Annotated in this window: 16 protein-coding genes and 1 rRNA gene; 10 read left to right on the top strand and 7 right to left on the bottom strand. The window is 69.5% G+C overall.

What is annotated here, in order from left to right; translation table 11 throughout:
- From rrf to E3T19_RS08165, 8 genes are all read left to right on the top strand, one after another.
- A 5S ribosomal RNA gene (rrf, locus tag E3T19_RS08200) occupies positions 1–87 on the top strand; the annotation flags it as partial.
- A gap of 152 nt (positions 88–239) precedes the next feature.
- Complete coding sequence (locus tag E3T19_RS08195; protein ID WP_134408559.1) at positions 240–1,259, top strand: adenosine deaminase; 1,020 nt, start codon at positions 240–242, stop codon at positions 1,257–1,259.
- Positions 1,256–4,879 carry a bifunctional proline dehydrogenase/L-glutamate gamma-semialdehyde dehydrogenase gene (locus E3T19_RS08190; protein ID WP_134408558.1) on the top strand — a complete coding sequence of 1,208 codons (3,624 nt, stop codon included), beginning with the start codon at positions 1,256–1,258 and terminating at the stop codon, positions 4,877–4,879. The genes E3T19_RS08195 and E3T19_RS08190 overlap by 4 nt, the downstream gene beginning before the upstream one ends.
- A 36-nt stretch (positions 4,880–4,915) precedes the next feature.
- On the top strand, positions 4,916–5,542 hold the full coding sequence (locus E3T19_RS08185; RefSeq protein ID WP_134408557.1) for a hypothetical protein: 627 nt from the start codon (positions 4,916–4,918) through the stop codon (positions 5,540–5,542).
- Between the two features lie 219 nt (positions 5,543–5,761).
- Positions 5,762–6,763, top strand: a complete 1,002-nt coding sequence (locus E3T19_RS08180) for a 3-oxoacyl-ACP synthase III (protein WP_088454890.1) — start codon at positions 5,762–5,764, stop codon at positions 6,761–6,763.
- The gene (locus E3T19_RS08175; RefSeq protein WP_134408560.1) at positions 6,760–9,465 is read left to right on the top strand and encodes an alpha/beta fold hydrolase; all 2,706 of its coding nucleotides are present in this window, start codon (positions 6,760–6,762) and stop codon (positions 9,463–9,465) included. Before E3T19_RS08180 ends, E3T19_RS08175 begins: the two co-directional genes overlap by 4 nt.
- Positions 9,462–10,433 carry an NAD(P)-dependent oxidoreductase gene (locus tag E3T19_RS08170; protein WP_134408556.1) on the top strand — a complete coding sequence of 324 codons (972 nt, stop codon included), beginning with the start codon at positions 9,462–9,464 and terminating at the stop codon, positions 10,431–10,433. Before E3T19_RS08175 ends, E3T19_RS08170 begins: the two co-directional genes overlap by 4 nt.
- A gap of 247 nt (positions 10,434–10,680) precedes the next feature.
- Positions 10,681–11,121, top strand: a complete 441-nt coding sequence (locus E3T19_RS08165; protein ID WP_088454892.1) for a YdeI/OmpD-associated family protein — start codon at positions 10,681–10,683, stop codon at positions 11,119–11,121.
- Positions 11,122–11,161: 40 nt separating this feature from the next.
- On the opposite strand, the gene E3T19_RS08160 is transcribed toward E3T19_RS08165, so the two are convergent.
- The 3 genes from E3T19_RS08160 to E3T19_RS08150 form a co-directional block, all read right to left on the bottom strand.
- The gene (locus tag E3T19_RS08160; protein ID WP_088454893.1) at positions 11,162–11,524 is read right to left on the bottom strand and encodes a GntR family transcriptional regulator; all 363 of its coding nucleotides are present in this window, start codon (positions 11,522–11,524) and stop codon (positions 11,162–11,164) included.
- Complete coding sequence (locus E3T19_RS08155) at positions 11,521–12,489, bottom strand: hypothetical protein (protein WP_134408555.1); 969 nt, start codon at positions 12,487–12,489, stop codon at positions 11,521–11,523. The genes E3T19_RS08160 and E3T19_RS08155 overlap by 4 nt, the downstream gene beginning before the upstream one ends.
- 70 nt (positions 12,490–12,559) lie before the next feature.
- Entirely contained in the window at positions 12,560–12,997 is a 438-nt protein-coding gene (locus tag E3T19_RS08150; protein WP_088454895.1) for an Lrp/AsnC family transcriptional regulator, read from the bottom strand.
- Between the two features lie 307 nt (positions 12,998–13,304).
- On the opposite strand from E3T19_RS08150, the gene ddaH reads away from it, so the two are divergent.
- Positions 13,305–14,096 carry a dimethylargininase gene (gene ddaH / locus E3T19_RS08145; RefSeq protein WP_088457798.1) on the top strand — a complete coding sequence of 264 codons (792 nt, stop codon included), beginning with the start codon at positions 13,305–13,307 and terminating at the stop codon, positions 14,094–14,096.
- Entirely contained in the window at positions 14,093–15,358 is a 1,266-nt protein-coding gene (rocD, locus tag E3T19_RS08140) for an ornithine--oxo-acid transaminase (protein ID WP_166788832.1), read from the top strand. The genes ddaH and rocD overlap by 4 nt, the downstream gene beginning before the upstream one ends.
- Before the next feature lie 50 nt (positions 15,359–15,408).
- On the opposite strand, the gene E3T19_RS08135 is transcribed toward rocD, so the two are convergent.
- The 4 genes from E3T19_RS08135 to E3T19_RS08120 all read right to left on the bottom strand — a co-directional run bounded on the left by E3T19_RS08135 (position 15,409) and on the right by E3T19_RS08120 (position 18,198).
- Positions 15,409–15,780 (bottom strand): LysR family transcriptional regulator, encoded by a 372-nt coding sequence (locus E3T19_RS08135; RefSeq protein ID WP_241980086.1) that lies wholly within the window; start codon positions 15,778–15,780, stop codon positions 15,409–15,411.
- Positions 15,781–15,852: 72 nt separating this feature from the next.
- Positions 15,853–16,248 (bottom strand): sortase, encoded by a 396-nt coding sequence (locus E3T19_RS08130; RefSeq protein ID WP_240632329.1) that lies wholly within the window; start codon positions 16,246–16,248, stop codon positions 15,853–15,855.
- A 64-nt stretch (positions 16,249–16,312) separates the two neighbouring features.
- Positions 16,313–17,704, bottom strand: a complete 1,392-nt coding sequence (locus E3T19_RS08125) for an MFS transporter (protein ID WP_165787867.1) — start codon at positions 17,702–17,704, stop codon at positions 16,313–16,315.
- Positions 17,701–18,198, bottom strand: coding sequence for a MarR family winged helix-turn-helix transcriptional regulator (locus E3T19_RS08120; protein ID WP_134408552.1), 498 nt, complete (start codon positions 18,196–18,198; stop codon positions 17,701–17,703). Before E3T19_RS08120 ends, E3T19_RS08125 begins: the two co-directional genes overlap by 4 nt.
- Between the last annotated feature and the right edge of the window lie 203 nt (positions 18,199–18,401).

Here is an 18,401-nt window from a genome sequence, read left to right as displayed (position 1 = left end):
GGTCACATTCCGAACCCGGAAGCTAAGACTCTTTGCGCCGATGGTACTGCAGGGGGGACCCTGTGGGAGAGTAGGACACCGCCGGACTTAACTTAGAAAAAACAGAAAAGCCACCCCACCAGGGGTGGCTTTTCTGCGTTTAACCCCCCACCAGCCCGGTTCCGCGAGTTTTCGGTGCTCAACTCACAGTTCGCGGACATGGCACGATGGGGACTCACCTTAATCCGGGGGAGAGAGCTATGACCGTCGCCACCTGGCCCGTCGCGGAACTGCACGTGCACATCGAGGGCACCCTCGAGACCGAGCTGCTCGTGACCCTGGCCCGACGCAACAACGTCGAACTGCCCAGCTACGACCCCGCGGCCTTGCGAGAGCTGTACAGGTTCACCGATCTGCAGTCGTTCCTCGACATCTACTACGAAAACCTGGCGGTGCTTCGCACCGAGGCCGACTTCTACGATCTCGGAATGGCGTACCTCACCCGCGCATCCGCCGCAGGAGTGCGCCGTGCCGAGATCTTCTTCGACCCGCAGACCCACTTGGCCAACGGCATCCCCCTCGACGTGGTGTTCGGCGGCCTCACCCGCGCCCTCGGCGACGCCCGAGCCACGCTGGGCATCTCCGCCGACCTCATCCTCTGCTTCCTCCGTCATCTGGGCGGTCGGGCCGCAATGGAGACCTTGGAGGCGGCCCTCCCGTACCTCGACCAGTTCATCGGCGTCGGACTCGACTCCGCCGAGGTCGGTTTCCCGCCCTCCCTGTTCACCGAGGTCTTCGCCAAGGCCACGGCCCTCGGGCTGCACAGGGTGGCGCACGCGGGCGAGGAGGGCGGGCCGGACTACGTGCGCGAAGCCCTCGACCTGTTGGGGGTGGAGCGGATTGATCACGGCATCCGCGCCATCGAAGACCACGACCTCGTCGAGATTCTCCGCAAGCGGCAGATCCCGCTCACGGTGTGCCCGCTCTCGAATGTGTGCCTGCGGGCCATTCCGATGCTCGGCCTGCATCCGCTGCCCGCCATGCTCGCCGTCGGCCTTCTGGTGACCGTCAACAGCGACGACCCCGCCTACTTCGGTGGCTACGTCGATGACAACCTGGCGGCCCTGCAGCGCGAGTTCAGCCTGGATCACCACCAGATGGCGACGCTGGCCCGCAACTCGTTCGTGGCCTCGTTCCTGCCCGAAGATGAGAAACGCCGACACATCACGGCCGTGGACGAGCACCTTGAGGGGCTGCTGCGACTAACCTCGGGAGCATGAGCAATAGCCTCCCGAACGTGCAGCAGGACCTCGGTGTGGAGGTCGTGGCCCTGGTCACCAAGTGGCTGGCCGACAGTGCGACGATCCCAGCAGACGTTTCCGCTGAGCGGCTCGCCGGCGTACTGAAGGACCCCAACGGGCTCGACTTCACCGTGGGGTTCGTCGACGGCGTCATGCGACCGGAGGACGTGATGGTCGCCGGCTACAACCTGCAACGGGTGGCCAAGCTCGCGCCGGCCTTCCTGCCGCCGGTTCTGCGAGGCGCCATCGGCGTCGGCGGCGTCATGGGCCCGGTACTGCCGTGGGTCGTGATCCCGGCAGCCCGCAAGGTGCTGCGCCAGATGGTCGGTCACCTGGTGGTGGATGCGACGGCAGACAAGCTCGGCCCCTCCATCGAGGCACTCAAGGAATCCGGCAACCGGCTCAACATCAATCTGCTCGGCGAAGCCGTGCTGGGCGAGAAAGAGGCGCTGCGTCGCCTCGCCGGCACTCGCGAACTCCTGGCCAGGGACGACGTGGACTACGTGTCGATCAAGGTCTCCTCGATCGCCAGCCAGCTGTCGATGTGGGCGTTCGACGAGGCCGTCGACAGGGTCGTCGAACGCCTGACCCCGTTGTACGAGCTCGCCGCGGCGTCACCGACACCCAAGTTCATCAACCTCGACATGGAGGAATACCGCGACCTCGACCTCACCATCGCGGTCTTCGAACGCATCCTCGACCAGCCGCGGCTGCAGGGCCTCGAGGCCGGAATCGTGCTGCAGGCCTACCTGCCCGACGCGCTCGGCGCGCTGCAAGGCCTCACCCAGTGGGCGCACGCCCGCCGAGCCGGCGGCGGCGCCCCCATCAAGGTGCGCCTGGTCAAGGGGGCCAACCTTGCGATGGAGCACGTGGATGCGACGGTGCACGACTGGCCGCTTGCCACCTACGTCAGCAAGCAGGACACCGATACCAACTACAAGCGTGTGCTCAACTGGGCGCTCACCCCGCAGAACACCGACGCCGTGCGCATCGGGGTGGCCGGGCACAACCTGTTCGACGTGGCCTATGCGCACTTGCTCGCCGAGCAGCGCGGTGTAGACGACCGCATCGAGTTCGAAATGCTGTTGGGCATGGCCACGAGCCAGGCCGAGGCCGTGAAGAAGGACGTCGGCCGGCTGCTGCTCTACACGCCGGTGGTGAACCCCGCGGAGTTCGATGTGGCCATCAGCTACCTCATCCGCCGCCTCGAGGAGAACGCGAGCGAGGAGAACTTCATGTCGGCGGTGTTCGAACTGGCCGACACCCCGGCCCTGTTCGAGCGGGAGAAACAGCGCTTCCTCGACTCTCTGGCCGCCCTCGAGACCGCCCCGGGCGCGCCGGGCGGCACCGTGTTCGTGCCGCCGGCGAACCGGGACCAGGACCGCTCGGTGGTTGTGCCTCTCGAGCCCCTGCCCGACGACTCGCCCCCGCTGACGACCCCGCCGGCCGACGCCGACGACCCCAACCTCACCGCGATGGTGCTCGGCCTGACCCGGGGTTCGGTCTCCACGAGCCGGTCGGTTCTGGGCGGTTTCCACAACGAACCCGACACCGACCCGTCCCTCCCGGCGAACCGCGCCTGGGGCCGGAGCATCCTGGCCAGGGTCGAGACGTCGATGCTGGGCAGGGAGAGCATCAAGCAGGCCCGCATCGATGACGCCGACAGGCTCGATGAGGTCATCGCCACCGTCACCGCGGCCGGAGCCGCCTGGGGGCAGAAGCCGGGCATCGAGCGCGCCCAGGTGTTGCACCGCGCGGGTCTGGCCCTGGCCGCCAACCGCGACCGCCTGATCGAGGTGATGGCCTCCGAAACCGGAAAGACCATCGCCGAGGGTGACCCGGAGGTCAGCGAAGCCATCGACTTCGCGCACTACTACGCCGCACAAGCCCGCGAGCTCGACAGGGTGCAGGGCGCCATCTTCGTACCCTCACGGCTCACCGTGATCACGCCGCCGTGGAACTTCCCGGTGGCCATCCCGGCCGGCGGCGTGCTCGCCGCCCTTGCCGCGGGCTCCGGCGTGATCATCAAGCCGGCGGCTCTCGCCCAGCGCACCGGCGCCGTGATGGTCGAAGCGCTCTGGGAGGCCGGGGTTCCGCGCGAGCTTCTCGCCCTCGTCGACCTGCCCGACCGGGCTCTCGGTAGCCGGCTGTTGGCCCATCCCGACGTTGACAGGGTCATCCTCACCGGTGCCTACGAGACCGCCACGCTGTTCCGCGGCCTGCGAGAGGACCTCCCGCTCCTGGCCGAGACCAGCGGCAAGAACGCCATCATCGTCACCCCGTCCGCCGACCTCGACCTGGCCGCCGCCGACGTGATCAAGAGCGCCTTCGGCCATGCCGGCCAGAAGTGCTCCGCCGCCAGCCTGGTGATCCTGGTCGGGTCGGTCGCGCGGTCCACCCGATTCCTGGGCCAGCTGGTGGATGCCGCGACATCGCTCCGGGTGGGCCGCCCCGCCGACCCGGACAGCCAGATGGGCCCCATCATCGAGCCCGCCGACGGCAAGCTGTTACACGCGCTGACCGAGCTCGGCGCCGGCGAAAGCTGGCTGGTCAAGCCCCAGCTGCTCGATGACGACCTCGAGACCGGGGTCGGGCAGCTGTGGTCGCCCGGCATCCGCAGCGGCGTCGCCCCCGGCTCGTACTTCCACCTCACCGAGTTCTTCGGCCCGGTGCTCGGTGTCATGCACGCCCGGAATCTCGAGGAAGCCATCCGCTACCAGAACGCCGTCGACTACGGGCTCACGGCCGGGCTGCACTCGCTCGACGCCGACGAGATCGCCCAGTGGGTCGACACGGTTCAGGCCGGCAACCTCTACGTGAACCGCGGGATCACCGGCGCGATCGTGCGGCGACAGCCGTTCGGCGGCTGGAAGCGCTCGGCGGTCGGACCCGGCTCCAAGGCCGGCGGCCCCAACTACCTCTTCGGTCTGGGCGGCTGGGTCACCGATCCGGGAGTCAACAGCTCCACCCTGCACCTGCGGGGCCTCGAACAGCGCATCACCGATCTCATCGAGGCTTCTCAGCCGTCGCTGCCCTACGAGGAGTTCGACGTGTTGCGTCGCTCGGCGCTCAGCGACGCCCTCGCTTGGCGTGAGGAGTTCGACGTTGTCGCGGACGTGTCCGCGCTCGGGCTGGAGCGCAACCTGTTCCGGTACCGCCCGCTGCCGGTCACCGTGCGGCTGGGCGACGACGGCAGCCTGGCCCTGCTGTTGCGCGTGATCGCGGCCGGCCTGCTGTCCAAGTCCAGGTTCGTCGTCTCCAGCGCCGTGCCGGTGCCGCCGAGGGTGCGAGCGGTCCTCGCTCCCCGCGATATCCCCGTGATCATCGAGAGCGACGAGGAATGGCTGGCCAGGGCCGCCGCCGGCGGAATCAGCACGAGCCGGGTGCGGCTGATCGGCAGCGACCCGCAGGCCGGAGCCGCTGTTGCAGCCACGGCTTTCGCCCACGCCCTCGGCGGCAGCCCGGACATCGCCGTCTACGCGCATCCGGTCACCCAGTCCGGACGGGTCGAGCTGCTGCCGTTCCTCCGGGAACAGGCGATCTCGATCACCGCGCACAGGTTCGGCAACCCGAGCACCCTCACTGATGAGGTCATCTAGCGCAATAATGGCTGCGGTCGAAGGCGAGGTGATCCAGTGGCAGCACCGACGTTCCTCCGGCTGCGCCGTGAGGCCTGGGGATTCATCATCGGGTCGGTGCTTTTCATCGTGGGTGCCGTTCCCGGTTTTTTGGAAGCCGTCGGCCCGGTGGCCGACAACCTGACCTTTTTCATCGGCTCACTGTTCTTCACCCTCGCCGCGTTCATCCAACTCAATCTCAGCGGTCGGCGGCCGCCGCGCAGCACCACCAACCGGCCGGACCGGTTCGACTGGTGGGCCGCGGCCATCCTGTTCGCCGGCACCCTGTTCTTCAACCTGAGCACCGTGACGGCTCTGGCGGCCAGTCTCGGCGGCACCGAGCGCACCGGGTGGCGTCCGGATGCCTACGGGTCTGTCTGCTTCCTGCTCTCCAGTCTCCTCGCCGTTGTTGCGACCACCGGGCGAGATGCCCTGTGGGACCCGGAGGCCCGAACCTGGCGGGGTGCCTGGCTGAACCTCCTGGGGTCGGTGGCCTTCGGCATCGCCGCGGTCGGCGCGTATCCGATAGCGGAGTCCGGCCAACAGTTTCTGGCGAGCTGGGCTACTGTCGGCACCATCACGGGTGGTGCCTGCTTCCTGGTGGCCGCCGCCCTCACCAGGCCCGGTACGCCACGCCTCTCCTGACCCTCCCCGAACCCGGGCGCGCGGCCCGGTGACGGCACCACCGTCAGAAAGGCTGATAATGGAAGGTAAGCGTCGCAGCATCCACCGACATCCGGAGCCGCTGTGGGCATCAGCTTACGCACGGTTGACACCCAGACTTCTGGGAGAAAATCGATAGGACATGATTTGTCGCCACCCATAACTCGACAGGGGACCCCGTTGGACGGAAACGCAACAACGATGCACCGCAATGTCGCGTTGTTGTCGGTCGCCACGACCATCGCCCCGCGCATCACCACCTCCGAAGAGATCGATGCTCGCCTGCAGCCGGCGCTCAAGCGACTGCGCCTGCCCAAGGGGCTGCTGCAGCGCGTCGCCGGAGTGCACGAACGACGCAATTGGGACGTGGGGCAGGCCTTCGACGACGCCGCCGTCTCCGCGGGCAAACGTGCCCTCGCTCAAGCCGGTGTCGATCCCAGCGAGGTGGGGTTGATGATCAACACCTCGGTCACCCGTAAGCACCTGGAACCCTCTGTCGCGGTGCGCATCCACCACGGACTCGGTCTGCCGTCGTCGGCCACGAACTTCGATATCGCCAACGCCTGCCTGGGCTTCGTCAACGGCATGACCCTGGCCGCCCAGCTCATCGACTCCGGCCAGATCAAGTACGCCGTGATCATCGACGGCGAGGATGCCGACGAGATCCAGACCAACACCATCGAGCGCCTCGGCCGGCCCGACATCGGACGCAAGGACTTCATGAGCGAGTTCGCCAGCCTCACGCTGGGCTCCGGCGCCGCTGCGGCCGTGCTCGGCCGGGCCGACGCGCATCCGGAGGGACACCGCATCCTCGGCGGCGTGACCCGGGCGGCCACCCAGTTCAACGACCTCTGCGTCGGCAGCGTTGACGGCATGTTCACCGACGCCAAGGCCCTGCTCAAGGGCGGCATGGAACTCGTCGTGTCGGCCTGGACCGAAGCCAAACGGGATTGGAGCTGGTCGAACATGGACCGCTACATCCTGCACCAGGTGTCTGATGTGCACACCAACGCCATTGTGAAGGCAACCGGCCTGGACCGCAGCAGGGTGCCGCTGACCTACCCCAGCTATGGCAATGTGGGGCCCGCCTCCATCCCGATCACGCTCTCCGAAGAGGCCGCTCGACTCCAGCCCGGCAACCGGGTCCTGCTGATGGGCGTCGGCTCCGGCCTCAACACGGCCATGATGGAGATTCAGTGGTGAGCTTCCGGCTGCCGCGATCCGCGACGGCCCTTGCTCCGGCGAGCGTGCCGCCGAGCGGGCTGCCCGGCCTGGACCCGGACTGGTCCCGGATCGTCGATGTGGTCGAGAGCAGCCTGGCCGATGACGGCACGACGCCGGGTGCCAGCCACGCCTGGCACCTGCTCGACAACGGCGAACAGCTGGCCGCGCTCGGGGCGGAGCCGGTCGGCACGATCCTGTGCGTACACGGCAACCCCACCTGGTCCTACCTGTGGCGTGACCTCGTGGCCCAGGCCACCGCGGCGGCGACCACCGGCCGGCCGGCCTGGCGCGTCATCGCGGTCGACCAGCTCGACATGGGTTTCTCCGAGCGCACCGGCGTCGCCCGCCCGCTCGCCCGACGAGTGCGCGACCTCGACGACCTGACCCGTGCCCTCGGCCTCACCGGTCCGGTGGTGACCTTCGGCCATGACTGGGGCGGCGTGGTCTCCCTGGGCTGGGCCGTCGACCACCCCGAGCACCTCGCCGGCGTCATGCTGCTGAACACCGCCATCCATCAGAGCGACACCGAACCCATCCCCGCCCCGCTGCGCCTCGCGCTCGCCCGCGGTGTGCTCGGTGCCGGCACCGTGACCACCACGGCGTTCCTGGACACCACCCTCGCGCTCGGGCACCCGGCCCTGCCGGCGGCGGTCAAGAACGCCTACCGGGCGCCGTACCGCACCCCCGCCCGCCGCGGCGGCATCGGCGGCTTCGTCGCCGACATCCCGGTGGACGCCCGCCACGACAGCCACGCGGAGCTCGACCGCATCGCCGAGTCGCTCCGCTCGCTCACGGTTCCCGCCCTGCTGCTCTGGGGCCCGCGGGACCCGATCTTCAGCGACAGGTACCTCGACGACCTCAGCGACCGGCTGCCGCACGCCGCCGTGCACCGCTTCGAGGGTGCCGGACACCTCATCGCCGAAGACGTGGACTACGCCGGCGCCGCACTCGGCTGGCTTGCCGAGAGCCTGGTCGAGCTGAGCCCGGTCGTCGAGCTTGTCGAGACCCAGACGGCGCCTGCCGACGTACTCCAGCCCCTCTGGCACTACCTCGACGAGCTGCGGGACAGCGACGAGACCGCCCTCATCGACATGGCTCCCGGCAAGGGCGCCGACCCCCGCGTGGTCAGCTGGCGGCTGCTCTCCCGCCGGGTCCGCGAGATCGCGGCCGGTCTGCACCAGATCGGCGTGCGCCGCGGCGACCGCGTCTCCCTGCTCGTGCCGCCCAGCGCCGACCTCACCGCGGTGCTCTACGCGTGCATCCGCCTCGGCGCGATCGTGGTCGTGGCCGACGCCGGTCTCGGACTCACCGGCCTCACCCGCGCGGTCCGCGGCGCCCGCCCCGACCACGTCATCGGTGCGTTGCCCGGCCTGATGGCCGCCAGGGCCCTCGGCTGGCCCGGCCAGAGGATCTCCGTCAACCGGCTTCCCACCGCCAGCCGTCGCGCCCTCGGCGTCTCCTACGCCCTCGCCGATCTGATCTCGCTGGGCCGGGACGAAGAGCTTCCCGAACCGCCCCAGCCGGACGACGTCGCCGCGGTGCTGTTCACCTCCGGCTCCACCGGACCCGCCAAGGGCGTCGTCTACACCCACGGCCAGCTGTCGGCCGTCAGCCGTGCGCTGCACGCCCAGTACGGCGTCGGCCGCGGCACCGGCCTGGTAGCCGGCTTCGCACCGTTCGCTCTGCTCGGCCCGGCTCTGGGTGCCCGCTCGGTGACCCCGGACATGGACGTCACCGCCCCGAAGACGCTGACCGCCACCGCGGTCGCCGCCGCCGTGGCCGCGATCGACGCCACCGTCGTGTTCCTGTCCCCGGCCGCGCTGGCCAACGTCGTGGCGACCCAGGGTGAACTGACCCCGGCCGACCGTGCCGCCCTGGCCCGGGTGACGAGCTTCCTCTCAGCGGGCGCCCCGGTGTCCGAACCTCTGCTGGCCTCGGCCGCCGCCCTGATGCCCGGAGCCAGCGCCCACACGCCGTACGGCATGACCGAGGGCCTGCTGATGACCGACATCACCCTCGACGGCATCCGCGAGGCCGCCATCGACGACGAGGCGCGCGGCCCCGGCGGCGTCTGCGTCGGCCGCCCCACGGCGACCACCCGAGTGCGCATCAGCGCCCTCGACGAAACGGGAACCGCCGTCGGAGAGCTCTCCGAAGCTCCGCAGGTCACCGGCGAGATCGTGGTCTCGGCTCCGCACGTGAAGGACCACTACGACAGGCTCTGGCTCACCGACCAGGCCGCCACCCGCATGGTCACCCCCGGAGACCGCTGGCACCGCACCGGCGACGTCGGTCACCTCGACGCCTCCGGCCGGCTCTGGGTTGAGGGTCGCCTGCCACACGTGATCACCACGCCGCACGGTGTCGTCACCCCCGTCGGACCGGAGTTAGCCGTTTCGGCCCTGGCCGGCGTCGACCGCGCCGCCGCCGTGGGCGTCGGACCGGCCGGCAGCCAGCAAATCGTCGTCGTCGTCGAGACTGTGCCGCCGGCCACCCGGGTCGGCCTGGCCGAGCCTGCGCTTGCCGCGACCGTGCGCGGCGTCGCCGGCCAGCCGGTCGCGGCCGTGCTCGTCGTTCCGCACCTGCCCACCGACATCCGCCACAACTCGAAGATCGACCGCACGCGCCTGGCCGGCTGGGCGCACGGCATCCTCACCGGCGCCAGGCTCACCCAGCCATGAGGGTGCTCGTCACCGGTGCCAGCGGCTTTCTCGGCCGGGCTGTCGCGGCCGCCATCGTCGCCGCCGGCCACGAGGTGCGCTGCTTCCAGCGCCGGCCCAGCGGCGTCGCCGGCGCCACTGACGCGCTGGGCTCGATCACCGAGCCGGCCGACGTCGCCGCGGCCGTCGCCGGGGTCGACGCCATCGTGCACCTGGCCGCCAAGGTCTCCCTCGCCGGCCCGCCCGCCGAGTTCGAGACCGTGAACGTGGGCGGCACCCGCACCCTGATCGCCGCCGCCCGTACGGCGGACGTGCAGCGCCTGGTCTTCGTGTCGTCGCCGTCGGTCGCCCACTCCGGCGCATCCATCACCGGCAGTGATGCGCTACCCGCCGACCCCGACCACGCCCGAGGCGACTACGCCCGCACCAAGGCCGCCGCCGAGCTGCTGGCGCTCGCCGCGGACTCGGCCGAGCTGCGGGTCGTCGCCGTGCGGCCGCACCTGGTCTGGGGCCCCGGCGACACCCAGCTGATCGCGCGGATCGTGGAACGCGCCAGGGCCGGCCGGCTGCCGCTGCTCGGGCACGGCGCCGCTCTCATCGACAGCACCTACATCGACAACGCCGCCGGCGCCATCGCGGCCGCTCTCGAGCGGGTGGATGCCGTACACGGCAACGCCTACGTCATCACCAACGGAGAGCCCCGGCCGGTGGCCGAGATACTGGCCGGCATCTGCACGGCAGCGGGAGTTGAGCCACCGACCTGGAGCGTGCCGGCGAGTGTGGCCCGCGCGGCCGGCTCCGTCATCGAGGCGGCCTGGCGGGTGGTCCCGGGCGAGGACGAACCGCCGATGACCCGGTTCCTCGCCGAGCAGCTCTCCACCGCGCACTGGTTCGACCAGCGCCGCACCCGCGCCGACCTGCACTGGACCCCGGCGGTCTCCCTCGACGAGGGCCTGGCCCGCCTCGCAGAGCACTACCGCACCGCCTGAGCCCTCGACTAACGGCGCCTCACCCGCCTACCGGCGCTTGACCCGCATATCGCTCTCAAAGCCCCGGATGCCCCTGGCGCTACACCTGCACAGCGGCGCCTGACCCGCACAGCGCGCGCGAGCGGGGAGGCCGTGAGTCGCGCCAAGGTGCTCCTTCGGGCGTGCTGAAGGGGCGCAACGCCGCAATTCGCAGGCGATGCGCGCAGCGTGCTTGTCGACATCCGACCGATGGCGGCATACTCGCACCATGGACTTCCGCACCGTCATCGAGCAATCCGGTGCCACCGCCACGGGCATCCCCGTGCCAGAGGAGGTGGTCGCGGCGCTCGGCCCCGGCAAGCGGCACGCCATCACCGTCACCCTCAACGGGCACAGCTACCGCAGCTCGGTGGCACCGTACCGGGGCGCCTACATGATCGCCCTCAGCGCCGAGAACCGCATCAAGGCCGGGGTGGCGGGCGGCGATGAGGTGGACGTGACCATCGAACTCGACGATCAACCGCGCACCGTCGATGAGCCCGACGTGCTGCGGGCCGCGCTCGCCGCGGACACGGCAGCACGCACCGCCTTCGACGCCCTCTCCTACAGCAACCAGCGCAAGCACGTGCTCGCGCTCGAAAGCGCCAAGACCGACGCCACCCGTCAGCGCCGTCTCGACGCGGTTCTCGCTGAGCTGCGCGGTGCCTGACCTCAGCTACACGGTGCCGGACCACGCCCGCCCGGTCGGCTCAGCCCGGCAGCCCCAACGCCCCGCGCACGATGGTCAGTGCCTCACCGGGGTCGACCCCGAGCGATTTCGCCCGGTCGGCGTAGGCCACCGCGGCGAGCTGCATCTGCCGCTGCGTCGCATCCCCGGTGGCAGCCACGAAGGAACCCAGCCGCCCGCGCGTCTCGATCACCTCGTCCTGCTCCAGCGCACGGTAGCTGCGCGCCACGGTGTTGGGGGCGAGGCCCAGGTCTTCGGCCAGACGGCGCACCGTGGGCAGCTTGTCGCCGGGCGTCAGGGTGCCGGTGCGCACGGCCTCGATCACCTGGATGCGGATCTGCTCGAATGGGGGCGTGGTTGAGCGTGGGTCGACGACGAGTCTCACGGGCGGCCGCTCTCGACCGGAGCGGCTACTCCGTGTGTGCCGCGGCGCAGCTCCGCGGCCACGTCCGGCCAGAGCCGGGTGAGGTAGTGCGGCGGACGGCGTGACCCCATCGAGAGCAGAGCCACACCCACCGAGCCCATGACCAGTGGCACGATGGAAAAGGCCACAGACATGGCGGTTCCGGTTCCCGACGAGGGTGTCACCGCCGAGCTGACGGAGGTCAGCACCACGACCACACTGCAGAGCGCCCCCAGCGCGGGAGTCTGCACCAGTGCACGCAGCGTCCAACTGCGGAGAGCGTCGGACCACGCCAACTCCATGTCGTTGCCGGCGGGCTGGCCCCGCCCCACCAAGCGAGTCGACAGGATGCGGCCGACTCCGGCCGATGCGAGCGAGATGATCCACAGCACAAAGCCGGGCCACCACAGAGAAGGGATGCTCGCGTCACTGAGCACGTCGTCGGGACCGACCAGGATCAGCGCGGCCACGGCGGCCAGTGCCACTCCGCTGACACCCATGGCAACGGGACCGCACCAGAGGTCGACGGTGGAGAGATAGTCCGCACGGCGCGGCGTGGGCGCCCGCGCCACGCGAGGACGATCGCCGAGCGAGACGAACGCCGACCTGAACTCCGCAACGCACAGTCCGACGGCGCCACCCAGGCCGGTCAGAACGATGAGCATCAGCCCGGACCATATGCCGCCGTCCGGTGATTCCGGTAGCGCGATAAGAGAAGCTGTCGAAACGAGCAGAGCGATCAGGGTGCCGACCAACACGCCGCGGGTCCGCGAACGGATGCGCGCGATCAGGACAGGCTCGACCTCCGGTGTGATGGCCAGGCCGGCGCGTCGGGCGGTATCTCGCAGCGCATCCGGGCGAATGACGGCACCTGGCCGAAGCTGCCACGCGAAGACGACCGTCAGCAGTCCGGCCACGACCAGCAGGGTGATCTCGTACGCGTCCACGGGCATCCTCGTTTGTTTGGTATTTGTACCAAGCTAACAAGCCGGGGTGCGCCCGTCAAGGGCCGTGCGGCTACTCCGCGCTGCGGTGGATCAGCCTGGTGAGCACGATGGCACTCCGGGTGTGGTCGACGTTCGGGGCCAGCCGCACCTTCTCCAGCGCCGCCTCGAGGCCGGGGATGTCGCGGGCCCGGATGTGCACGATCGCGTCGGCGCTGCCGGTCACGGTGCCGGCGTCCACGACCTCCGGCACGCCGGAGAGGATGCGCAATAACTCGTCGGGCGCGACGGTGCCCCGGCAGAACAGCTCGACGTAGGCCTCGGTGCTCATGCCGTCGATCGACGGGTCGACCTGGATGGTGAAGCCGCGGATGACCTTGTCGGCGACCAGCCGGTCCACGCGGCGTTTCACCGCGGAGGCAGAGAGGCCCACGATAGAACCGATGTCTCCGTAACCCGCCCGGGCGTTCTGGCGGAGAAGGTCGAGGATGCCGCGATCGAGGTTGTCCATTCGACCAGTGTACGCGCCGAAGTTGCGTGCGCGCCGCTTGCAACGCGCATTACATGCGCCGATTCGCACGTAACGTTGATTCATGCTGTGTGAGACTAGAACCGGCGTCCCTGTGTGATCGGCCTCACCGTTGTACAGGGCTCACGAGAGCGACCTGGTCCGCCACCCACCCGCGTTCCGCCAACGCCTTGGCCGGCGGACCGCCAACAGAGGAGCTCCAGTGTCAATAGATGTCGCATCCGCTACCCCGAACGAGTCGGTCGCGCCAGCCGCGGTGACTCGTACGCCGGTGAAACGCACAATCCTGATGTGCAAACCGGAGTTCTTCACCGTGGTCTACCGGATCAACCCCTGGATGGACCCGGCCCTGCCGACCGACACGAGCCTGGCCGTCGCCCAGTGGCAGACGCTGTACGACACCTACATCGGCCTCGGCTTCGATGTCCACCTGATCGACCCCATCGACGGTCTGCCCGACATGGTCTACGCCGCCAACGGCGGTTTTGTCATCGACGGCATCGCCTACGGCGCCAAATTCACCTACCCGCAGCGCCAGCCCGAGGGCCCCGCCTACATGGACTGGTTCGGCGCCAACGACTTCGACGTGCGCGAGCCCGTCGAGATCAATGAGGGCGAGGGCGACTTCCTGCTCGTCGGCGACGTGATCCTGGCCGGCACCGGCTTCCGCAGCGCGTCGAACAGCCACGAAGAGGTCTCGGCCATCTACGATCGCCCGGTGATAACCCTCACCCTGGTGAACCCCAGCTTTTATCACCTCGACACCGCCATCGCCGTGCTTGACGCCTCCCCGACATCGGGGAACGGCGAGATCGCTTACCTGCCCAGCGCGTTCGACGAACCCAGCCTGGCCATCCTGCGCGAACGCTTCCCGGATGCCATCCTCGTCACCGAGGAAGACGCCGCGATCCTCGGCCTCAACTCCTACTCCGACGGTTACAACGTCGTGATCGCCGCCAAGGCGAAGGACTTCGAACGCCAATTGCGTGCACGCGGCTTCAACCCGATCGGCGTGGACCTGTCCGAGCTCTTGCTCGGCGGAGGAGGAGTCAAATGCTGCACTCTGGAGCTGCGCCGATGAGCGCCCTGACCGATGCGACCGGCCTCACCGCTCAGGTCGGCCTGACCGACCAGAGCGCGGCGATCGCACTTGAGAACCAGCACGCCGCGCACAACTACCACCCGCTGGCCGTCGTGGTCGCGTCCGGCGCCGGCGCCTGGGTCACCGACATCAACGGCAAGCGGTACCTCGACTGCCTCGCCGCATACTCCGCCGTCAACTTCGGTCACTCCAACCCGGTGCTGCTGGATGCCGCGCGCGCGCAGCTGGGCCGGATCACCCTCACCAGCCGCGCCTTCCACAACGACCAGCTCGGCCCATTTGTGACCGCCCTGGCCAAGCTGGCCGGCAAGGACATGGTGCTGCCGATGAACACCGGCGCGGAGGCCGTGGAATCCGGTGTCAAGGTAGCCCGCGCCTGGGGCTACCGGGTCAAGGGCGTCGCGGCGGGGATGGCGAACATCATCGTCGCCGGCGGCAACTTCCACGGCCGCACCACGACCATCATCAGCTTTTCCGACGACGAATCGGCGCGCGCCGACTTCGGCCCGTTCACGCCGGGCTTCCGCACGGTGCCCTACGGGGATGCCGCGGCGCTGGAGGCGGCCATCGACGAGAACACCGTGGCGGTGCTGCTGGAACCCATCCAGGGTGAGGCCGGCATCGTGGTACCGCCGGCGGAGTACCTGCCCGCCGTGCGGGAGATCACCTCCCGGCACAACGTGCTCTTCATCGCCGATGAGATCCAGTCCGGCCTCGGCCGCACCGGCGCCACCTTCGCGGTGGAGCAGGCCGGTGTGGTGCCCGACCTGTACCTGCTCGGCAAGGCCCTCGGCGGCGGCATCGTGCCCGTCTCCGCGGTCGTCGGCAACACCGACATCCTGGGCGTGCTGCGCCCGGGTGAGCACGGGTCCACCTTCGGGGGCAACCCGCTGGCCGCCGCCGTGGGGCTGGCGGTGGTGAACATGCTCGCCACCGGCGAGTATCAGCAGCGAGCCAGGGACCTCGGCGCCCACCTGCACGAGAGGCTGCTCGGCCTGGTCGGCCACGGTGTGCTCGAGGTGCGCGGTGCGGGTCTTTGGGCAGGTATCGACATCGACCCGGCGCTGGCCTCAGGGCGCGCGGTCTGCGAGGCCCTGATGGAGCGCGGTGTGCTGGCGAAGGACACCCACGGCTCCACCATCCGGCTCGCCCCACCCCTGGTGGTGTCGGCCGAAGACCTGGACTGGGCGGTGGACCAGCTCACCGCGGTGCTCGAGGAGTTCGGCGCCTCCGTTCGTTAGGCCACCTAGCTCGGAGAGAATCCGGCTGGCCCGGTCGACGCCGGGTCAGCTCAGCGGGATTGGCGGCGCTTGCCGGGCGCGGCCTGGCCCTTGACGGCGGGCGCGCGACCGCGGCCCTTGGACGCCTTGGCCTTGCCGCCGCCGGATCCGCTGCTGTTGCCCGATCCCTGGGACGGGCCGCCGGCCGGCGGCATGTGAGCGATCAGCCCCTTCGCTTCGGCGAGCAGGGCGATGCCGGCCTCGGTGAGATACGGGTTGTCGGCGGCGGGCTCGAAGAGGGGAACGCCGAGCTCGGCTTCCAGGGCGGCGACCGATTTCATCAGCGTCGTGCGCGACACGCTGAGGTTCTTGGCGGCGCGCGCGATGTCCAGTTCCTCGGCGACGGCGACAAAACGCCGGAGCAGTGTGGTGTCCACGGGCATCCTCTCTGCCGCACGCGCGGGTCGCGTGCCTCAGTACAGGCTACGCGGTCGTGACGGCCTTCACTCTTCGGGTCACACGAAGAGCAGCACGATCCCCAGAACCGCCGAGCCGAGGCCGAGACTGGTCAGGATCAAGCCGGTCAGCCGCAAGGCCTTGCCGTCGTGGTCCGGCGAATGGGTGCGGCATCGTTCAGGGGCCCTGGCGTTGAACCACAGGGTCACGTCGTCGCCGGGCTCCAGGTGCACGGTCTCGTGGCTGTCTGCCCGGGCCTCGTGCACCTCGCCGGTGGTGTCGAACCAGCGGATCACCGGGCCGGACGTGGTGGCCGCGACGACGCCATCCGCCTCGACCCACCGGCCGCCGAAGCCGCGCACCGATAGGCCGATGATGTAGAGCGGAACGCCCACCAGGAGCCCGACGATGGTGAAGATCTCGCTGAGCATCGAGACGATGTCGTGAAGGTCCACCCGTGCCGCCGTTTCCCGTCGTCTGCCTAGGGTGAAATGTTAGCGCGCGCGGCACCCCCCTGGGTCAGCGTGGAGCAGTCGCCTCGACGACCGCGATCTCGCGGGTGGCCGTCTCCCGGTCGCGGTCCTGCCGTGCCGCATCGGCCTTCGCCGTGACGATGCGGATGGCCGAGGTGAGCGGATGGCCGTCGCCGCGGTGCCGCACGTGCAGCCGCGCGGTGCGCGGTGAGGTGCGGGGGCGGATGCGGACCCGCAGGCGCTGGTACCTGATCATCCAGAACAGCACCGCCGCCGCCGCGAGGAGGCCGGAGACCGCGGCGACGCCGATGGCCCAGCGCGGGCCGTACTGGTCGGCGACCCAGCCGACCAGTGGAGCGCCGAGCGGGGTGCCGCCGGCGAAGATGGCCATGTACAGCGCCATCACCCGGCCGCGCATGGCCGGCTCGGTGGTGGTCTGCACGTAGGCGTTCGCGGTGGTCATCAGGGTCAGCGAGGTGAGGCCCACGAAGGCGAGCGAAATCGCGAAGGTGATGTAGCTGGGCATCACGGCGGCGATGGCGCAGGTGAGGCCGAAGAAGAACGCGCCGCCCACCACCAGGCGCATCCGGGGTCGGCTGCGCCGGGCCGAGAGCAGGGCGCCGACCACGCTGCCCACCGCCATGATCGAGCTGAGCATGCCGAACTCGCTGGCGCCCATGCCGAACTCCACGGTGGCCATGGTGGAGGTGAAGATGGCGAAGTTGAAGCCGAATGTGCCCACCAGGAACACCGTGATCAGCACCGCGACGATGTCGGGCCGATGCCAGACATAGCGGAAGCCGGCCATGAGTTGGCCCCGTTCCCGCGGTGCGCGGGGCTGCTTGCGGAGTTGCTTGGTGCGCAGCAGCGTCATGGCGGCGACGGTGAAGGCGAAGGTGACGGCGTTGATCATGAATACCCAGCCGGCGCCGACGGCGACGGTGAGGAGGCCGGCCGCGGCGGGGCCGATCAGCCGGGCGCCGTTGAACGAGGCCGAGTTCAGCGCCACGGCGTTCGAGAGGTTGTCGTCCGGCACCAGCTCGGAGACAAAGGTCTGCCGGGCGGGCGCGTCGATGGCGGCAACGATGCCCAGGCCGAGGGCGAAGAGGTAGACGTGCCAGAGCTCGACGACGCCGGTGATGGTGATCAGGCCGAGGCCCAGGGCGAGTGCGCCCATCAGAGCCTGGGTGAGCATCAGCAGCTTGCGGCGGTCGAACCTGTCGGCGATGAGGCCCGACCACGGCATCAGCACCAGCTGCGGCCCGAATTGCAGGGCCATCACGATGCCCACTGCGGTGGCGTTGTAGTCGGTGAGCTGGGTCAGCACGATCCAGTCCTGGGCCGTGCGCTGCATCCAGGTGCCCACATTGGACACCAGGGCGCCGGCGAACCAGATCCGGTAATTGACCACGCTCAGGGAGCGGAACATTGCACTCAACTGTTGGCGAGCTCCTTCATGATTTCGGTGGCGGACGCCAGGATCTGGCGTTGTTCGGGGGTGAGCCGCAGGATGCGCGTGGCTATCCAGTCGTCTCGGCGGCGGCGGGTCTCGCGCACCAGGGTCATCCCGGTGTCGGTGACGGTGAGCACCACCTTGCGGCCGTCCTCGGCGGAGCCGGCGCGGTTGACCAGGCCGGCCTCGACGAGGGCGTTCACGGTGCGGTTCATCGAGGGCGGGGTGACCCGTTCCTCTTCGCTGAGCGCGCTCAGGGTCATCGGGCCGAGTCTGAACACAGCGCCGAGGGCCGAGAACTGGCCGCTGGTGAGTTCGTTGTCGGCCTGCTCCTGGCGCACCCGGCGGGCCAGTCGGCCGTTGGCGAGCCTGAAGTCGTGGCTCAACTCGGCGACGGAGCGGCGCTTGGTGTGCGCCGCCGCGGGGGCCGGCGCTGGCGCGGGTGCGGGGGGACTGGGCGCAATGGGGCTCTCTGACATGATTACTTAGCCTAACAAATTAGCTATGCTAATGATTCCCAGCTCGCCGAATCGCCGCCGAATCGCCGCCGAATCGCCACTGAATCGCCGCGACTGTTCCCGAAGCGGACAATTGCGCCCCTTGGGTTCAGGGGGTCGTTGCAACACCTGATTGATTGAGGTGTTGGTTATGGGTGGTCGTGTTGGGTTTCCGCGTGAGGTTC

Source organism: Cryobacterium sp. TMT4-31 (assembly GCF_004403385.1).
Lineage (GTDB): Bacteria > Actinomycetota > Actinomycetes > Actinomycetales > Microbacteriaceae > Cryobacterium > Cryobacterium zongtaii.
This window is presented reverse-complemented; position numbering and strand designations above follow the sequence as displayed.